Consider the following 16,734-nt stretch of genomic DNA (forward strand, 5'->3'; position numbering starts at 1 on the left):
TTACATATTAGATTCCACCCTCTATCCTAACAAAATCTACTCTACCTTTGGCATCAAATTAGAGCTTAATCGCCCCCAAGATACTTGTAGCAATGAAGGAAACTTTGAAATTCACATAAATAGTATAAATTTAAAAGAAATTGAAAAAGAAAGCAAGGGCAAGATCGCAAAAGACACACCTATCTTTTGCTATAATCAACACTCACAAGAAACAAGCGTAGCAAAATTAGAAGATAGCGCTATGACCATCAAAACAAATTTAAGCAAAGATCTTATAAATCAAGCCAAAGAAAGCTTAATCAAGCCTTGCTTTTTGAATTTATCCTTTATTCCCTTGATAAATAAGAACGAGGCAAACAACAAGGCCTCACAAAAAATTCAATTAACAAGTGATGATGTAAATAGAGGCTATGTAAATGTTGAATTTAAACTGCCTTTGAGGTTTATAGGAGAGTGGGAGGGGATAGGGGATAGTAAAGACGGTAAAAATCAAGGCGAATATAATCAAGCGTTTCAAATAGTAGATGACAATGGCTGTGGATTACCAAATATACCATACAAAATTTCCACGGAGTGTGGCACAGAATATGAAGGAAACACAGATAATAATGGCTACACACAAAGAATCTATACTCAAAATGCACAAAATTTAAATATTGAGATTTTAGGATAGGAAATAAAATGAACAATACCATAACACAAGCAAGAACAACTACTAATAAAGATAGTGTGGTGAAGATACAAAGAAAAGTTTGGTATGTAAAAACATATACAACAAATGATGGTGGTTGGACAAAATTTCACTATGGTGATGAACCACCTACGCAATCAGGGGTAACCTCCGTGTATCTATGTGGCAATACGAAACTTATTGAGCAGTATAGACAAAATAGTTTTATAGGATTTAGAGTCAGTGGTGGCAATATACAAGTCAAAATCAATGATAAAACAATTTATCTAAATAGAAAAGATGTTAAGAAAGTATGGTTAAGCGAAAAAAACGAAATGCGTATTCTTACAACAGAACAACCAAGAAATTTTGACAAGATGGCAAAAGTGGTTGTTGAAATAGAGGAGCGCACTTTCGACAATAATATAAAAGAGCAAGTATTTGCTAACTTAAAATTTAGCAATAGCAATGTAACGATTACACTCAATACACCAAGAAATAGCAGATTTAGCATTATATCTAATGGTACATATAAGATTTTATCACCAGATTTTAGCCACTCTAGCCATTATGAAAATGGACAAAATCGTGGAATTTTAGCAGGACAGTATGTAAATAAATATCCAAGTATGAAAAATTACGATGTGTGGTTTCCCATAGAATATATAGACCCTATTACGAAAAAACAAGATAGGTATATCCACCCAGGACAAATCTCTCACGGCTGTGTAACAATTTATGATATGAATAAATGGAATGATTTATATGACTATCTTATCTCACATAGAGACCCAACAAATGATAAATATATAGGCATACTTGAAGTAAGATTATAAAAATGAAAAAGTTTGTTTTATGTGGTGTTGTAGTGTGTTTTATGCTATGTGGTGCAATATTTGCAATAAATATATTTGCAAATAAGCAACTTTTTAGCGCATATTTTGAAACAAATATCCATTTCTTTCGCACTATTGTGCTATGTAAAAATGATTGCCAAAAGGATTGGCGTGATAATGTGGAGCAGTTTTCATTGGAAGTGCCAAAAATCACCTACTATTCACTAAGAGATAATCGTGCGTATAATGAATCACCACTCACATTTACAATGCGCAATCATAAAATTATCGGCTTTACTAATAACCCTTGCGAAAATATTGGCAAGAATCTATTATATGAGCGCATTATGGCTAGATTTTTTAATGATACATATAAACCTAAAAAGATTTTTACGGCAAATGAGGCTGATAGTATGCGCAAAGGCAAATTGTTTAACTTTGAGATTAGCACTTATGATTGGGTAAATGAAAAACCACTAAAACCTAGCAAATATACAACAGCGCAATGTGCAATTATCGTCTTTGACAACAAAGAAATTATAAAACTAGATTTGCTTCAAAGCATTGTTGCGCTTGACTATGGGGCTATTCCGCATTTGCAATATAAGTTTAGCAAAACTAACGATATAGAATCTATAAAGCAAAAAATGCAAAATGCCAAAAAATACTATATCGAAGTGGTGCTACACAAAGAAATAGATTTCAAAACAACATATTTCAAAGGTAGGTGGTTCTTTGGCGATTGGAGCAAAAATGCTGCCCAACCAAACTAAACCCTACACCCTACAAACAAGTTTAAAGCCAAATCGCATTTACAGCTGCTTTGGCATAAAAATAAGAGTTAAAGAAGAAGTAGATACTTTCAGTAAGAAACTTTGAAATTCACATAATATGGTATAAATTTAAAAGAAAAAAGAAAGCAAAGGCAAGATCACAAAAGACACACCCATTTTTTGCTACAATTAACACTCACAAGAAACAAGCATATTTTGTTACAATCAGCACTTAAACAAGCAGATCAAAATTAGACGGTAACACTATAACCATAAAGACAAATTTAAGCAAAGATCTTATAAATCAGACAAAAGAAAGTATTTATAAATCAAGCAAAGCAAAATTTAATCAAGCCTTGCTTGTTGAATTTATCTTTTATTCCATTGACAAACAAGAATGAAGCAAATAACACAGCCTCACAAAAAATTCAATTAACAAGTGATGATGTAAATAGAGGCTATGTAAATGTTGAATTTAAACTGCCTTTGAGGTTTATAGGGGAATGGTAGGGGATAGAAAGGACAAAATCACGAGTAGAATCTAAAGAAATCCTTGAAATGTATTTTAGCTATGGAAAGGAAATGATAAAATTAGAGGGCGATGATTCAAGACATAGCTCTGATTTAAATTTGCATATAAACACAAGTGGATATGAGGATGGTGAAATGATAAGATTAAACATTGAATTTAATAAGCAAAACTTTAACATTCAAGTTGGTATTCGTAATAAGGAAGCGATAATTATGAATATATTGCATAAGGAGTAAATATGTCATCAAATATATGCAAGGTAAAATGTGAAGATAAGGAAGTAGAAATTAAAATTCAAAGACCTAGCTTTAAAAGTGTAGAAAATGGGTATGTAGAGATAAATTCTATCTCGCAAGAACAAGAAAGCAGAAGTTTTAATTTATGACTTACTAATTAAACAAAATTATACACATTCAAATGCTTTACAAATGGCAAAACACTATAAAAATGTGGCTACTAAATATATAAAAATTGGCTAAGGTGCTTATAGGCAATTTATAAATGATATGGATAAATACTACAATACCTGTGCCTTGCGTATAAGTTATGCACTTAATCATAGCACCCACCCCATAAATACTATGGATAAACAAATTGCAAAAAGAACTTATCAAGGAGAGGACAAAGATATTTATATTTGGGGGTGTTTGATATTGTTGAAATTTTAAAGATAAATTGGAAAGACATATCTTGGAATAAATCTACTTATGCCCAAGTAAAAGAAAGTATAAAATACGGTTGCTCGAAGGATTTTTATCACAGTATGAACTCAAAAGAAGAAAATCAAAGCTTTTTCAAAGAATTTCAGTCCTTAAAGAGAAAAGGTATTGTAGCAATGATTGGCACAGATGGATTAAGGCATACTACGCTATGGAATCAAGATAATTTTGTGGATCTAAGTTTTGGTTACTATAATTTTTTAAACGAAACAGATTATATTATCAATGAGCTATACTTTTGGGATTTGATTGATTGAGGAGTTGTTATGAAAAAGACTATATTTATAATACTATTTATTGTTATAAACTCTTATGCTTCAGGTGACATGGTATTTGCCTTATTATCTACTTTCAAAAAAGATATAAATCAATATTATAAATTGTGGGCTGTTGGGTATTGTATGGGGCATTTTAAGATAGAAAAAAACATAAAATTTGGATATCAAGAAATACCTGCTAGATTTAACATAGATGATTTTCAAATAAACAAAATAGTGTATCTTTTGGGAATAGAGCCACTTAATGAACTGAAAGCTTATATTGATAAGGATAAAAATGCTATGCAAACAAATATAGCAAATCATTGTTTATATTTGTTATTAGATCAAAACCACAATATAGAGGGCCATCATTCTCTTGAAGATGAAATAAAACGCATAGTGAAAAAATACTGCAAGGAATGCAAGTAAATTTGCATAAATTTAGCATATAATTTATGTGAATTTAAAGAGTGTGTAAAATAAGTGAGCTTTGCTAAAATTCTTTGTATAAAATTTGAAGGTGTGAGGAGCCAAGATGTCAACTAAGCCAAACACAGCCTACACCATAATGCCAAAGAAAAAGCCCTACACCCTACAAACTACCTTAAAGCCAAATAAAATTTACAGTGGCTTTGGAATCAAAATAAGAGTTAAATAAGAGGTGGATATTTTTAGCAATGAGGGAAACAATAATGGCAAGTTTGAAATTTGCATAAATAATATAAATTTAGCGGACAAGTTTAAAATTCTAGTTTGAAATTCACCTAAGTGGTATAAATTTAAAAGAAATTGAAGCTCAAAGCAAGGGTATAAAGTTAAAACATTTAGAAAAAAAGAGCAGAGGCAAGATTGCAAAAGATATTCCTATCTTTTGCTATAATTAACACTAGGGGTATGAATTTAGACTCAAGATACTTTAATAGTATTTTCTCTTAGCAACTTTAATAAATTTTGATAAAAATTTTTTCCTAAATTTTTACTGCTGTATATAAATTCTACTTCCTTTAAGTGAAGGATAACATTTTCTTGTCCACGAACTTTGGCAGGTCTAAAATTTGCAAAGCATATTCTACTACGCAGTTACAAGACGCGTAGAAAAAAGCAAACACATTCACAGTTTGTATTGATCTGATTTGTCCCTTTGTAAACTTGAATTTAATGTGTTTTATCCGTTTGTGTTTTACTTGCCAATCTTCTTTTATTTTGCAAACTTAGGCACAGCTTGAGGTAAAAAGATTCACAGTGTGCCTTGGCTTAATTTCCTTGCGAACTTAAATTTAATGTGTCATCTCGCCAAGCTTGCACCTTTTTAAAAAAATGCAAACACTGTTCTGTCTGCCAAGCTTACACATTCAAATTGTAGGCATTGCATTAAAAGCCAAGCCTTGCAAAAACATACCTTAAAATTTGTCTAAATTTCTTTTGAAACAATTTGGAAACGAACTGTATATTTGTTTTTCATAGGCTTCATCATAACTTAAAAAATATTTTAAGTTTAATTAAGCCACTATAAAATATCACATTTACAAAAAATTCACAAAAAACATAAATTTTTTGTGAATTTAAGAGTACAAAAGTTAGCTTATCATTTTTAAGTTTTGAAGCTTTTGATTTTTTGTTTAAAGCCAAGAAGACAGTTAAAAATTCAATATTTTTCAAAAAATGCCTAAATTTTAAAGCTGTGAAAACAAATGCAAAAATTTATCAAAAATTCAGCTTATTTTTTAAGCACCCAGCCAAGCCAAGCACAAAGCATGCTTAGTGTTAAAACGATGAAATTTTGCGTGGCGTAATTACCCATCAAGGCTATATTTGTAAGAGAAAGCATAAAGCCAGCAACGCTACTATAAATGCAAAGAGTGCTCATAGTGCCATTTTCCACAGCCTTGCGACAAGGGCAGTGCTTGTAAAGTCCCCTCAATGCACTCTTTTTATGCACCATTCTTTGAGAGTGTGTGCCTTCACTGTTAAACTTGCTAGAATCACCAAGCATATCGCCTTGAATTTTAGAAGATGCACCTATAACTTCTTTTTTAAATCTAGCCTCATTAAACTCGCTTAATTCTTTGTGTTTTTGAGAAAACTTAGCCCCCAAAAGCCCCACTATAAGCAAAAAACCAAGATAATACACAAAAAATTCAAAGATCCCATCAAAAAGCATTAAGCCACCATCCTAGATTCTTTTGCTCCTCTTTTAGTGTAGTTTCTCCTCCATGACCTGGCAAGAGCCTTAGATCTTGCGTGAATTTAGCCACCCTTTCAAGGCTTTGCTTCATAGAATTTGGATCTGAGTAAGGAAAATCGTAGCGTCCTATGCTTCCTTTAAACAAAAAATCCCCGCTAAACGCCAAATTTTCTCCCACAAGTTCTATCATACAACAACCCGGAGTATGCCCAGCAAAGTGCAAAAAGCGAAATTTCACCCCACAAATTTCAAGCTCTTCCTCAGTGCTTATCAAAAAATCTGCCTTTGAGTGTCTATGCCCCATTTCAAAGGGATCTTCTAGCATAAACTCATCGTCTTTGTGTATGTAAATTGGCACCTTAAATTCTTCTTTAACAGCAGCATTATCCCAAACATGATCAAAATGACCGTGGGTGTTTAGCACAGCACACACCCTAGTGACATTTTTCTTGATAAACTCAAAGGCATTTTGCCCAGGATCTATGATAAAATCACCCTTTTCGTGCTTTAAAATATAACAGTTTGTAGAATAAGCCCCACAAGCTTGAGCTAAAATTTGCATTTTTCATCCTTTAAGGCAAAATTATAGCAAAAATTTTTAGACAGTTTTTAAAAGAGCTTTCTTTTCTTAAAGCAAGGGGCTAACGGATGAAGAAAAGAAGTCGGACAAGCTTGTGCAAGATCAAGCCCTTTTCAAGTCTTAATTTTTAAGCGTTTTGGAATGAATTTTGCTTTTTAGCTCAAAAAGTTTTGGAAAAAATGTGAAAAAATTAGCTTTTATTGCAGTTTTGATGACGAGTATTAGTGCTTTTGGGCTTGATCTGCAAGAGTTAATCAAAGACAAAGAAAAGCTTAATAGAAATGGAGTGGATTTTTACATAGAGCCACATTCAAGCATCAAAAAAGATATACTAAGTGGCAAATTTGATGAAGTGGTAAAAAATATGAAAATAGATGATGATCCAAGGCAGGGCCGTGCTGTAAATCCATCTTTAAGTATGGTTCATATCTATGAAGTAGAATCAACCAAGGGTGGATTGGAAGTTATTAATTATAGACAAGGTGTTACTAAAAGAGCCCACGGTGGTAGTTTATTTAAGCTAAGTACGAAAATGCTGGGCTTTGGTTGTTTGTCTGATGTGGCTAGTTTTAAAAAACAGTTTGTAAGAAGAATTGAATCTACCTTTGTGGTAAGAGGCAATAGGGCTGTTGGTTGCGTGGATGTAAGAGATCTATCTAACAAAAGCTCAAATGGAAATTTTGTATTTACAGCAAGAAATTCATCTGGATTTTCGGCTAGAAAAATATCAGAATCATTGTTTATTAAATAGGAGGCTACAATGGAATTTTACGAAGGCTTTTACCAAATCAGACATTTAAATTCTAAGTTAAATACTAAAAATGCAGAATTAAGCCCAGCTTCAAAGCAAGATGCAAAGCAAGATTTCTCAGAGCTTCTATCCCAAGAGATAGAAAAAAAGCAAGAACCTAAGCTTAGTGGAGTTCGTTATGATGATCTACAAAACGGCTTGTTAAGTCGGGAAGAATATGATGCATTGTATTTTTTGGATGCTGCAGAAATGATAGTTTGTGTAAATTTGATTCAGCAAAAAAGAGGAGGTGATTGGTTTGAGATCTGTGCTAGTACGGATATGAATTCTGATCCAATTGGAAGTAGATTAATACAACAAGAAACTATAAGAAATGGCACCAAGGCAGAAAAAGAATACCTTATAAGATCTTATATGAAGATAATAGATAATAACGAGGTTGTTCCTAGCAGTGGTATGAAGGGTTTAAGATTGGCTAAGGACTATCTAAATAAGGTTTTGCAAGGGCTGTGAATTTAGTTTGCCTTAAATTTTTTTCGCTACAATGTTGAAAAATTTTAAGGAGGGGCTATGGATTTTGCAAAACTAGAAAGTAAGATCTGTGCTTTCATAAGGCAAAGGCTAAGTTTAGCCAAGGTAAAAAATGTTGTAATAGGGCTTAGTGGGGGGCTTGACTCTGCTTTGGTAGCAACTGTTTGTCATAAGGTGCTAAACGGTGAAGATGGAAAGCTTTTTGCCCTTATAATGCCTACAAAAAGCTCAAATAAAGACAATATAAAAGATGCCTTGTCTTTGTGCGAAAGCCTTAAAATAGAGTATAAGCTCATAGAAATTCAGCCCATCCTAGATGCCTTTTTGGCAAGTTGCGAGGAGCCTGATAGGCTTCGCATAGGAAATCTCTCAGCTCGCATTCGTATGTGTTTGCTTTATGATTACTCAGCCTTAAAAAAAGCCCTAGTAGCAGGAACTAGCAACAAAAGCGAGATAATGCTAGGATATGGCACCTTGTATGGGGATCTAGCTTGTGGCTTTAATATCATAGGTGAGCTTTACAAGAGTGAGCTTTATGACTTTGCTAGGTATTTAAAGCTTCCTCAATGCTTTATAGACAAGGCTCCAAGTGCTGATCTATACGAGGGGCAAAGCGATGAGGGCGAGCTTGGCTTTAAGTATGATCAAATTGATGAGCTTTTAAAAGCCTTAAAAGATGTTAATATGCAAGTTGCTGCAAAGGCTGATAAAAAGCTACTTGAAATGGTGCAAGAAAAGATACAAAGTAATGCTTTTAAGCGATCAATGCCTGCGATTTTCAAGGATATAGAGTGAGCTTTGCAGCAAAGAAAGGCTTAAAAGAAAATTTTAAGCCTTTTATGAAGAGGCTTAAAAATTCAAAGTTTATATCAAAGAAACCCTTTTTAAATTCACAAAAACTCTTTTTAAGCCCTAACAGTTTGGCATTTTTAAAGAAAGACCTACAAAAAAACCTACACAGTTTTTGCTCCAACTTACAAACCACACAAAGAATAATTTTAAGCCTTGTTAAAATTACAAGCTTAACTTATTTTAAAAAAATAGCTCAAATTTTATGCATGTTAAATTCACAAAATACATTTTTTGAGTATAAAATTTCTCACCTTTTACAAAAAAATTCAAGCATTTTAAATTGTTCAAATTTACAAAAAAACTCAAAGTTTTTAATTTTTAACTCATACAATTTTTATTTAGTTTTACGCACCTTTTTAAATTTAAGAAAGCTAAAAAATGTCTTGGCTTGATAGGTATTTTTTTGAGCCAAATTTAGCACAAAAGATGTTAGCCTTTGCACTTTTGCCTTTTAGCTTTCTTTACGCACTCATTGCCATTTTAAACGCAAATTTTCGCAAAAAAATTAGCTTTAATGTCCCCATCATCAGCGTAGGAAATCTCACATTAGGAGGCAATGGCAAAACGCCCATTTGCAAGGCAATAGCTAAACTTTTTAAGGACACAAAACGCGTTTTTATCGTCCTTCGTGGATATAAAAGAAAGAGTAAGGGACTAGTTGTAGTTAAAAGCGAGGGTAAAATTCACTGCGATGTTGCAATAAGCGGAGATGAGGCTATGGAATATGCCTTAAATGAAGCTATCTCAGGGGTTATAGTAAGCGAGGATAGAACAAAGGGCATTAAAGAGGCTTTGAATTTAAAGGCTAGCTTAATCTTGCTTGATGATGCCTTTTCAAAAAGGCATATTGAGAAATTTGAGATCCTGCTTGAAAGTGCGAGAAAGCCTTATTTTAGCTTTGTTTTGCCAAGTGGGGCTTACCGGCTGCCTACTTGTTTTGCTAAAAGGGCTGACTTTGTAGCGGTTGAAAATGAGCATTTTGCAAGGCATTCTTATGTGAAAGAAAATCCAAAAGCCGTGCTGATTACAGCCATTGCTAAGCCCTTTCGGCTTTATGAGCATTTTATCAAGGCGAGGGCTTGTTATTTTTTTGCAGACCATTACGAGTTTAAAAAAAGTGAGCTTGAAGCCTTGCTAAAAAAGCACAACTGCGACACAGTAATGCTAACCTTTAAGGACTTTGTTAAAATTAAAGAATTTGGGCTAAAAACCCAGCTAATCGAGCTTGACATAGAGTTAAGAGAGGATTTTAAAAAAGCAATTTTAAGCTATGTGGAGAATTTTAAATGAAACTTGTAAGCACAAGAAATGCTAACGAAAGCGTAGAGTTTAGCCAAGCGATTTTAGCCCCAAGTGCAAGTAAAGGCGGACTTTACTCACCTTTGAGCTTGCCAAACTTTGATGGCTATAAATTCAAGGATTTAAGCTACAAAGACTTTGCCTTAAAACTCATTCAAAGCTTTGAATTTAAGCTTGATAAGCTCTTTGAAAGGGCTTTACAAAGCTATGAAAAATTTGATGAGAAAAGTTGCGAAAAGCATTTGAAATTCAGTGGCAAAAGCTGTCCTATAAGGCTTTTTAAGGTTAATGATAAACTTTACATAAACGAGCTTTACCACGGACCAACAAGGGCTTTTAAGGATATGGCTTTGCAGCCCTTTGCTAGCCTTGTAAGCGAGTTAGCAAAAGATAAAAATATGCTAATCATTTGTGCCACAAGCGGAGACACAGGACCTGCTACGCTTAAAGCCTTTGAAAGCACCTTAAATTCAAGGGTTGTTTGCCTTTATCCAGCCTTTGGCACAAGCTCTTTTCAAGCCTTACAAATGACAAGTTTGAAGGCAAAAAATCTCAAAAGCCTTGCCATCAAGGGCGATTTTGACGCAGCACAAAGGGCTTTGAAGGATTTATTAAGCGATAGCAACTTTAAAGAAAGTTTAAATTTGGCTAAAATTGAGCTTACAGCTGCAAATTCAGTGAATTTTGGGCGAATTTTATTTCAAATAATTTATCATTATTATGCCCTAGTGCAAATTGATAAAGAAGCTGATATTATCGTGCCTAGCGGGAATTTTGGAGATGCTTTGGGGGCATATTATGCCAAAAAAATGGGTGCGAAAATAAGACGCATTAAAATTGCTTCAAATTCAAACAATATACTAACGGACTTTTTCACAAAAGGCGAGTATGATTTAAGAAACAGGGTGCTTCAAAAGACCATCTCACCAGCTATGGATATACTTATTAGCTCAAATGTAGAAAGGCTAATTTTTGATAAATTTGGCGATAAAAGAACATTTGAGCTTTACGAGAAACTAAAAAATGAAAACTATTTCAAGCTCACAAAAAACGAGCTAAATGAGCTGAAAAAAGACTTTGAGGCTGAGTTTTGCACGGACAGAGAGTGTAAAAAATTCATAAAAGATTTTTCAAAAATAGCCCTAATCGACCCACACACAGCCACCTGCTTTAAATTCAAAAATGATAAAACAAGCATAATAACTTCAACGGCTGAGTGGGTTAAATTCGTGCCAAGTATGTTCGAGGCATTATTTGATAAGCCTTGCGTAGATGAAAAAAATGCTATGCTTGAAATCACAAGGGCTTATAAGAACGACTTAAAGTCTGAGCTTCTTGCCTTGTTTGATGAGGGGCAAGTTGAGGGAAAAATTTATGAGGTAGCTGAGCTAAAAAACACTATTTTGCAATGGATAAAAGGGGATAATAAATGATAATAATACCAGCAAGGCTTAAAAGCACGAGGTTTAGCGAGAAAATTCTAAAAGAAATTCAGGGTTTGCCTATGTTTGTAGCAACTGCAAAACGTGTAAGTAGCGTAGATAGGGTGTGCGTTGCTGTGGATAATCAAAAAGTGCTTGATATAGCTAGAACCTATGAGCTTGAAGTTGTTATGACAAGCGAAAAACACGAAAGCGGCACGGATAGAATCAACGAAGCGTGCCAAATTTTAGGGCTTAAAGACAGCGAAATCATCATAAATGTCCAAGCAGATGAGCCCTTCATTGAACCAGAAAATTTGCAAAAATTCAAGGAATTTGCCACTTCTTGCCTTGATAAGGACGCCTTTATGGCAAGTTGCTACAAAAAAAGCGATAGCAAGGCTTGTGAGGATGCGAATTTAGTTAAAGTCGTTACCGATAAAGAGGGCTTTGGGCTTTATTTTTCACGCTCAAAAATCCCTTATGAAAGGGCAAGTTATCAGCATTTTAAGGCTCATCTTGGCATTTATGCTTATACTGTGAGGGCTTTGCGTGAATTTTGTGCCTTTAAAAGTAGCGATTTAGAAAATGCTGAAAAATTAGAACAACTACGCGCCCTTGAAAATGGCAAAAGGATTAAGATGCTTGAAATTGACACAAAAAGCATAGGCATTGATAGCAAGGAGGATTACGAAAGAGCATTAAAGCTTTTTTCTTAGTTTAGGCTCAAAATTATTTTAAAGTTTTTAAGCTTTTGAGTTTAGATTTAAAAATACAGTTTGTATTTTAAAAAGTTAGCTTCTTAAAACTTGACTAAATTAAAGCTAGAAAATTTTTGCACTTTTCATAAAAATTTATACTCAAGACAACTTGAACGGATTTTGGTTTATCAATTTTAATAAATTTTGATGAGAATATTGCCTTAAAATTTTCGCCTTAATTTTGTTTCTTTTAAACGAAGGACAAAATTTCAGTCATTAAATTTGGCAAGTGTCAACTTCGCAAAGCCCCAGAAATTCACAATTTTGTTAATATGGCTTCGTCCATTTGCAAACTCGTTTTTGGAGTGCTTTACCCTATAATGAGCCTTTGCACACAAATCCACCAAGCCATCATAAGCCTTCCAGCTGTCGCTGTAAATCTCGCATTCGTTAAGCTCCACAAAGTCCTTTATGATAGGCAGCAATTCTTTGGCAGAGCAGTGTTTTACCACCTGTGTATAAACTCGTGCGATTGCGTTTTAGCATACCAAACACAGGTGTCTTTTTTCCAGCTCCACGCCCCCTTTTTCCACGCACACGCCTTGCCCCGAAGTAGCTCTCACCCTCTTCAATTTCACCGCTGAGATTTTTTTGCACTTTTTGGCTATTAAAATGCGAATTTGCTTTTACACACAACTTTGCTCTGAAATTTGACAAATTTCAGCGATTTTTTTGCCTCTAAATCAATTCTTGCAAAGTGAGGGACCTACAAGGCGAAGTAAAAAATAACGCAAAATTTCCCTAAATTATATCTGCGAAATTCGGAAACGGACTTTTGTTGTTCATAGGTGCAATCATAACTTAAAAACCTTTCAATTTGGTTTAAGTTTAATTGAGCCTAAAATTAAAACATTTTTAGAAAACTACTTAAAAACCTTGAAACTAATGAAACTTAACAAAAATTTGACTTATACATTTGAATAAATTTTGATGAGAATATTGCCTTGAAATTTTTATTTTAAGTTCTTTTAAGCAAGGGGTGAATTGTTTTTTGTCATTAATTTAGCCAAGCTAGTAAAATCTTTTACTGCTTATGAGCCTTAGTGAAGTAAAAGCATTCAAAATGTGAGTTTGATTTATAAGTACGCAAACTCATTTAGTTTTATAATGAGTCTTTCTTCCTCCAAAGGCAAGGTATTGCAAAATTAAGCCTTAGTATGCTTTTAGTTATAGCTATAAAAGCAGTATTTTAGGCATTTTCAAGCTTTATTATGATACAACTGTTCTTAGCACTTACATATGCTCTTTTCAACTCAAGATCCGCATCGTTACAAGAATGAGGGGCAAAAACACAGATCTTTTTAGCTTCACACCCAACACGGTTCGATGAAAGCCAACATCATAGACAGCATTATGGAAGAATGTTCTTTGTCAAAATGTTAGGTTAAAAGCAAATAATTCATTACAAACTACTTTTTGCGGAGGTTATGGACGAATTTTTCATCATATAAACTCGCTGTATTTTAGATTTTTAATGTAATTACTCATAAATTCAAAATTTGGTTTAAATTCGCCATTTTCTTTCTTGGCTGGAAGTTTTATTAGTTCATTTTCAAATTTATTGAAAAAAGCCTTTCTACCAAAGCGGTAGCGATATTTGTTTTGACTGATGATAGTGGCTATGAAAAGGGCTGAGTATTTATCCATTTGGCTGTGCTTAAAGATATTTATCTCATCGCTTGCGCTAAATTCACCCTCGACATAAAAACAGTCTCCAAAAGTCGTATAAATAAGGGCGTTTTTTTCTATAAAAAGTGGATTTGAGATGCTATCTGTCAAGCCATTGTTAAGCTCTGAGGCACTAAAATATAAAGTTTGTTTTTTATTTTTGTCGTGTTCTCTGTCCTCGCTTTTAAGCCTTTTACCACGAATGATTTGCTCAAAAATATCTATCATTTTAAATTCAACCCAAGAATTTATATTTAAATTTATCTCTTTCGTATTTTTATTTTTTGAAATAAATTGATTTTTTAATGTATTAACATTTATATTATAAACCCATAAAGGAATTTCGCTTGGCAATAATAAATCAGCCAATTTATCAGCAGAAGATTTGCGACCATACGCGAAACGAAATGAATTTTGATTGAGACATAGACAATAAAATAATTTTTCATTTAAAGACATTGTAGAATTTTTGGGGATTAAAATTTTTACCCTACCTCTAACATAAAAATTTCTTTCTTGCACAAATGCTTTTAGCCCACCAGCCCAACCAGCCACAGTAATAGAGCCTTTGGGATAAAGTTTATGCTCTAAATTTTTTGATATAAAACCAACTATGCCATTATCCTCAAAACCTAAAGCAACAACAGGAATCTCTCCTACTTCTTCTTTTTCAAGCCATAAATCCCCGCCAGTTTTAATGTAAAATAAATCTCTAACTTTTATCATTGTAAATTCCACTTAATGAGATGAGATAAATACTCCCTCACCGTTTTTTCAAAATCCTCTTGTGTGAGTTTTGAATAATCCGTTTTTATATAAGCCTCAGCAAGCCATTCATCTAAATGCGTAACCTTTTTTACTATGCTTAGCCCGTCAATTTGCCTTTTGAGTTGATAATTTTCTATCCATTCTTTTTTAATTTTTTCCCATTTGTTAAATTTATCAATTCTACCCTGTTTTTTAGCTTTCACAAAGCCATCATCTTTGTAAAAACCAAAATAAGTAAAATTGCGGATATTGCTTTCTTTTAAAAGCTCATCATCACTTAAATTAAGATTGATATAATGTGGAGTATGTGCTTGCCAAAGCATAACACAAGTATTTGTGTTTGCATTATTTGTATAAAAAATATCATCAGGCATAGAAAATACAGCAAGCAAGGAATGCTGTTTAAACAAACGCCGTCTTTCTTCTTTAAATTTATTACCAATGGCACAGCTTAATGGCACTACAACGCATACCAACCCCGATGGGGCGATAAGCTCACAAAGCCTTTCTACAAATTCAAGCTCACTTTTATCATTTTGTGAATAGGGAGGATTAAGCAAACCCACATTACACTTGCCTTTTAAAGCATTAAATTGCTTGTCAAAACAATCGCCTTGATAAATGTTGCTTTTGCCATCCCTTCTTATAATCATATTTGCATTTGCCAAGGTGTAAAGCTCTGGTTCAAGCTCTATGCCATAAATTTGCCCCTTTTTTATTTCGTTTATTTCTTTTTCGTTTGCTTGTTTTAGCATTAAAACCATAGCACTGACTAAAAATGAAGCTGAGCCACAGCAAATGTCAAGCACTGAGCTTTGCTTATTAAGCCCTGCAATCTCACACATAAATTCGGTTAAATGCGTAGGTGTAAGCACTATGCCAAGCCCCTTGCCGTCCCCTCCTGTATAGCGTATAAACTCGTGGTAAAAGATTCCCAAAGCGTCCAAATTTGAATGAGCTTGATTCATCATAGGCTTTATTTTAAGCTCAAGCTCTTTTAAATACCAATAAATCGAGCCGTTTTCGTTGAAATCTTTGTTTTTAAGCTTTACATTGTGTTCTACCTCATCGATGGCGTGTTGTATGTTGTTGATTTTGGTGTTTGTAAGCTCTGCATTTTCTAGCACGGTATTTAGGGCAGTTTTTAAGCTATCATAAAGAAAGTTAAAGGAATTTAAGCCGTGATAATCTCGCTCGTAATCTTTATTTTCAAGGGCTAACAAAAGCCCTGCGATAAATATGGGCTTATGGCGTTCGCTAATTTTTATCTCTCTTAAATTCTCGTGAAAATCAAGGGCGATTTTTCGCACCTCTTCTAAAGAAAAGGCTTTTGATAGCTTTTCGCCTTTTAAAAGTTTAAGATAATTTAAGGGACTTAAAATAAGATCTTTCGTTCTATCAAAAACCTTTTCATCATATTTGTGTAAGGCTTTTGGAAAATATAAAGCCCTTGTTTTAATTTTATTTATATCCGTTCCAGCAACGGCTAATGCGATGACATTAAAATGCTTTTGTAAAAATTTAGCATAATAAATAATGCCGTCAAGGGCGTATTTTTTAGGCTTGTTTAAATTTGCACTTTGCAAAAAATTCACTTCTTTTTTGCACTCACAAATGAAAATACTGTCTTTATCCTTGCTAAAAACAGCTATGAATTCAGGCATTCCTTGCCCATTACCACCTTTTGTAAAGTCCTCAATCTCACAAAATTCAGGCTTACCACCTGCCTCGCTTAAGGCCTTGTTGATGAGCGTAAATTCATTTGGAAGCTTTTGTGCAAAAAGTTTGTAGCCATCATTTTGCCCCAAAACCGCTTCAAAGGCTTTGAGTGTAAGTTGTTCGGTATTTCGCTCATTGGCCATTTTTATCCTTTTTTAACTTTTTAATTATCTATGATCTTATCTACCAAATACAAGATAATTTGCTAACACAATGCAAAAATTTTATTTAATGAATTTTGCACAAAATTTGTTAAACACTCACACATTTTTGTGAATTTTTTTATATTTTATGCTACGCGTTTGCTAATACATTTTTGCTACGCAAAATACTCACCCCACCAAGCGAGTTGCAAGCCTTGCGAAGCAAAATCCCCTCCGCAAGAGAGGGGCTTTGCCTTTGGATAACA

At 33.6% G+C, this 16,734-nt stretch carries 22 protein-coding genes and 1 pseudogene; 18 read left to right on the forward strand and 5 right to left on the reverse strand.

The window, feature by feature from the left end; all coding sequences use genetic code 11:
* The 11 genes from DMC01_RS13145 to DMC01_RS15765 form a co-directional block, all read left to right on the forward strand.
* Positions 1-673, forward strand: a 673-nt coding sequence (locus tag DMC01_RS13145; protein ID WP_221887123.1) for a hypothetical protein, incomplete at its 5' end; no start/stop codon positions are given.
* 8 nt (positions 674-681) lie between these two features.
* Positions 682-1,506 carry a hypothetical protein gene (locus tag DMC01_RS02615; RefSeq protein ID WP_142692743.1) on the forward strand — a complete coding sequence of 275 codons (825 nt, stop codon included), beginning with the start codon at positions 682-684 and terminating at the stop codon, positions 1,504-1,506.
* 2 nt (positions 1,507-1,508) lie between these two features.
* Complete coding sequence (locus DMC01_RS02620; RefSeq protein ID WP_142692744.1) at positions 1,509-2,279, forward strand: hypothetical protein; 771 nt, start codon at positions 1,509-1,511, stop codon at positions 2,277-2,279.
* Positions 2,260-2,385 (forward strand): hypothetical protein, encoded by a 126-nt coding sequence (locus DMC01_RS15760; RefSeq protein ID WP_282432231.1) that lies wholly within the window; start codon positions 2,260-2,262, stop codon positions 2,383-2,385. The genes DMC01_RS02620 and DMC01_RS15760 overlap by 20 nt, the downstream gene beginning before the upstream one ends.
* Before the next feature lie 257 nt (positions 2,386-2,642).
* Positions 2,643-2,789: a hypothetical protein gene (locus DMC01_RS13150; protein WP_185908635.1), complete on the forward strand. Its 147-nt coding sequence runs from the start codon at positions 2,643-2,645 to the stop codon at positions 2,787-2,789.
* A gap of 48 nt (positions 2,790-2,837) precedes the next feature.
* Entirely contained in the window at positions 2,838-3,047 is a 210-nt protein-coding gene (locus tag DMC01_RS02625; RefSeq protein ID WP_142692745.1) for a hypothetical protein, read from the forward strand.
* Positions 3,048-3,049: 2 nt separating this feature from the next.
* Positions 3,050-3,196: a hypothetical protein gene (locus DMC01_RS14720; protein ID WP_246058956.1), complete on the forward strand. Its 147-nt coding sequence runs from the start codon at positions 3,050-3,052 to the stop codon at positions 3,194-3,196.
* Between the two features lie 121 nt (positions 3,197-3,317).
* Positions 3,318-3,479 carry a T6SS effector amidase Tae4 family protein gene (locus DMC01_RS14725; RefSeq protein ID WP_246058958.1) on the forward strand — a complete coding sequence of 54 codons (162 nt, stop codon included), beginning with the start codon at positions 3,318-3,320 and terminating at the stop codon, positions 3,477-3,479.
* Positions 3,449-3,787 (forward strand): type VI secretion system amidase effector protein Tae4, encoded by a 339-nt coding sequence (locus tag DMC01_RS14730; RefSeq protein ID WP_246058960.1) that lies wholly within the window; start codon positions 3,449-3,451, stop codon positions 3,785-3,787. The genes DMC01_RS14725 and DMC01_RS14730 overlap by 31 nt, the downstream gene beginning before the upstream one ends.
* A gap of 9 nt (positions 3,788-3,796) precedes the next feature.
* Entirely contained in the window at positions 3,797-4,219 is a 423-nt protein-coding gene (locus tag DMC01_RS02635) for a hypothetical protein (RefSeq protein ID WP_142692746.1), read from the forward strand.
* A gap of 106 nt (positions 4,220-4,325) precedes the next feature.
* Positions 4,326-4,448: a hypothetical protein gene (locus tag DMC01_RS15765; protein ID WP_282432232.1), complete on the forward strand. Its 123-nt coding sequence runs from the start codon at positions 4,326-4,328 to the stop codon at positions 4,446-4,448.
* 1,059 nt (positions 4,449-5,507) lie between these two features.
* On the opposite strand, the gene DMC01_RS02640 is transcribed toward DMC01_RS15765, so the two are convergent.
* Positions 5,508-5,951: a hypothetical protein gene (locus DMC01_RS02640; protein ID WP_142692747.1), complete on the reverse strand. Its 444-nt coding sequence runs from the start codon at positions 5,949-5,951 to the stop codon at positions 5,508-5,510.
* Positions 5,941-6,537, reverse strand: coding sequence for an MBL fold metallo-hydrolase (locus DMC01_RS02645; RefSeq protein WP_142692748.1), 597 nt, complete (start codon positions 6,535-6,537; stop codon positions 5,941-5,943). The genes DMC01_RS02640 and DMC01_RS02645 overlap by 11 nt, the downstream gene beginning before the upstream one ends.
* 199 nt (positions 6,538-6,736) lie before the next feature.
* On the opposite strand from DMC01_RS02645, the gene DMC01_RS02650 reads away from it, so the two are divergent.
* From DMC01_RS02650 to kdsB, 7 genes are read left to right on the forward strand one after another with little or no spacing between them, the layout of a single operon-like run.
* Positions 6,737-7,306: a DUF4879 domain-containing protein gene (locus DMC01_RS02650; RefSeq protein WP_142692749.1), complete on the forward strand. Its 570-nt coding sequence runs from the start codon at positions 6,737-6,739 to the stop codon at positions 7,304-7,306.
* Between the two features lie 9 nt (positions 7,307-7,315).
* The gene (locus DMC01_RS02655) at positions 7,316-7,819 is read left to right on the forward strand and encodes a hypothetical protein (RefSeq protein WP_142692750.1); all 504 of its coding nucleotides are present in this window, start codon (positions 7,316-7,318) and stop codon (positions 7,817-7,819) included.
* A 57-nt stretch (positions 7,820-7,876) separates the two neighbouring features.
* Entirely contained in the window at positions 7,877-8,632 is a 756-nt protein-coding gene (locus DMC01_RS02660; RefSeq protein ID WP_142692751.1) for an NAD+ synthase, read from the forward strand.
* Entirely contained in the window at positions 8,629-9,081 is a 453-nt protein-coding gene (locus DMC01_RS02665) for a hypothetical protein (RefSeq protein WP_142692752.1), read from the forward strand. The genes DMC01_RS02660 and DMC01_RS02665 overlap by 4 nt, the downstream gene beginning before the upstream one ends.
* Positions 9,068-9,979, forward strand: a complete 912-nt coding sequence (locus tag DMC01_RS02670; RefSeq protein ID WP_142692753.1) for a tetraacyldisaccharide 4'-kinase — start codon at positions 9,068-9,070, stop codon at positions 9,977-9,979. The genes DMC01_RS02665 and DMC01_RS02670 overlap by 14 nt, the downstream gene beginning before the upstream one ends.
* Positions 9,976-11,421: a threonine synthase gene (gene thrC / locus DMC01_RS02675; protein ID WP_142692754.1), complete on the forward strand. Its 1,446-nt coding sequence runs from the start codon at positions 9,976-9,978 to the stop codon at positions 11,419-11,421. Before DMC01_RS02670 ends, thrC begins: the two co-directional genes overlap by 4 nt.
* Positions 11,418-12,128, forward strand: coding sequence for a 3-deoxy-manno-octulosonate cytidylyltransferase (gene kdsB, locus DMC01_RS02680; protein WP_142692755.1), 711 nt, complete (start codon positions 11,418-11,420; stop codon positions 12,126-12,128). The genes thrC and kdsB overlap by 4 nt, the downstream gene beginning before the upstream one ends.
* Before the next feature lie 251 nt (positions 12,129-12,379).
* On the opposite strand, the pseudogene DMC01_RS16390 reads toward kdsB, so the two are convergent.
* The 3 genes and pseudogenes from DMC01_RS16390 to DMC01_RS02695 form a co-directional block, all read right to left on the reverse strand.
* Positions 12,380-12,767 (reverse strand): annotated as a pseudogene (locus DMC01_RS16390) (IS1595 family transposase).
* 846 nt (positions 12,768-13,613) lie between these two features.
* Entirely contained in the window at positions 13,614-14,564 is a 951-nt protein-coding gene (locus DMC01_RS02690; protein ID WP_142692756.1) for a restriction endonuclease subunit S, read from the reverse strand.
* A complete protein-coding gene (locus DMC01_RS02695; RefSeq protein WP_142692757.1) occupies positions 14,561-16,468 on the reverse strand; it encodes an HsdM family class I SAM-dependent methyltransferase in 1,908 nt (635 codons plus the stop codon). Before DMC01_RS02695 ends, DMC01_RS02690 begins: the two co-directional genes overlap by 4 nt.
* Positions 16,469-16,734 lie beyond the last annotated feature (266 nt).

It is taken from the genome of Campylobacter troglodytis (assembly GCF_006864425.1).
Lineage (GTDB): Bacteria > Campylobacterota > Campylobacteria > Campylobacterales > Campylobacteraceae > Campylobacter_D > Campylobacter_D troglodytis.

Coding starts and splice junctions, on each gene's coding strand:
- DMC01_RS02615 (WP_142692743.1), top strand. CDS start 682: ATGAACAATACCATAACACAAGCAAGAACAACTACTAATAAAGATAGT.
- DMC01_RS02620 (WP_142692744.1), top strand. CDS start 1,509: ATGAAAAAGTTTGTTTTATGTGGTGTTGTAGTGTGTTTTATGCTATGT.
- DMC01_RS15760 (WP_282432231.1), top strand. CDS start 2,260: ATGCTGCCCAACCAAACTAAACCCTACACCCTACAAACAAGTTTAAAG.
- DMC01_RS02625 (WP_142692745.1), top strand. CDS start 2,838: ATGTATTTTAGCTATGGAAAGGAAATGATAAAATTAGAGGGCGATGAT.
- DMC01_RS14720 (WP_246058956.1), top strand. CDS start 3,050: ATGTCATCAAATATATGCAAGGTAAAATGTGAAGATAAGGAAGTAGAA.
- DMC01_RS14725 (WP_246058958.1), top strand. CDS start 3,318: ATGGATAAATACTACAATACCTGTGCCTTGCGTATAAGTTATGCACTT.
- DMC01_RS02635 (WP_142692746.1), top strand. CDS start 3,797: ATGAAAAAGACTATATTTATAATACTATTTATTGTTATAAACTCTTAT.
- DMC01_RS15765 (WP_282432232.1), top strand. CDS start 4,326: ATGTCAACTAAGCCAAACACAGCCTACACCATAATGCCAAAGAAAAAG.
- DMC01_RS02640 (WP_142692747.1), bottom strand. CDS start 5,951: ATGCTTTTTGATGGGATCTTTGAATTTTTTGTGTATTATCTTGGTTTT.
- DMC01_RS02645 (WP_142692748.1), bottom strand. CDS start 6,537: ATGCAAATTTTAGCTCAAGCTTGTGGGGCTTATTCTACAAACTGTTAT.
- DMC01_RS02655 (WP_142692750.1), top strand. CDS start 7,316: ATGGAATTTTACGAAGGCTTTTACCAAATCAGACATTTAAATTCTAAG.
- DMC01_RS02660 (WP_142692751.1), top strand. CDS start 7,877: ATGGATTTTGCAAAACTAGAAAGTAAGATCTGTGCTTTCATAAGGCAA.
- DMC01_RS02670 (WP_142692753.1), top strand. CDS start 9,068: ATGTCTTGGCTTGATAGGTATTTTTTTGAGCCAAATTTAGCACAAAAG.
- thrC (WP_142692754.1), top strand. CDS start 9,976: ATGAAACTTGTAAGCACAAGAAATGCTAACGAAAGCGTAGAGTTTAGC.
- kdsB (WP_142692755.1), top strand. CDS start 11,418: ATGATAATAATACCAGCAAGGCTTAAAAGCACGAGGTTTAGCGAGAAA.
- DMC01_RS02690 (WP_142692756.1), bottom strand. CDS start 14,564: ATGATAAAAGTTAGAGATTTATTTTACATTAAAACTGGCGGGGATTTA.
- DMC01_RS02695 (WP_142692757.1), bottom strand. CDS start 16,468: ATGGCCAATGAGCGAAATACCGAACAACTTACACTCAAAGCCTTTGAA.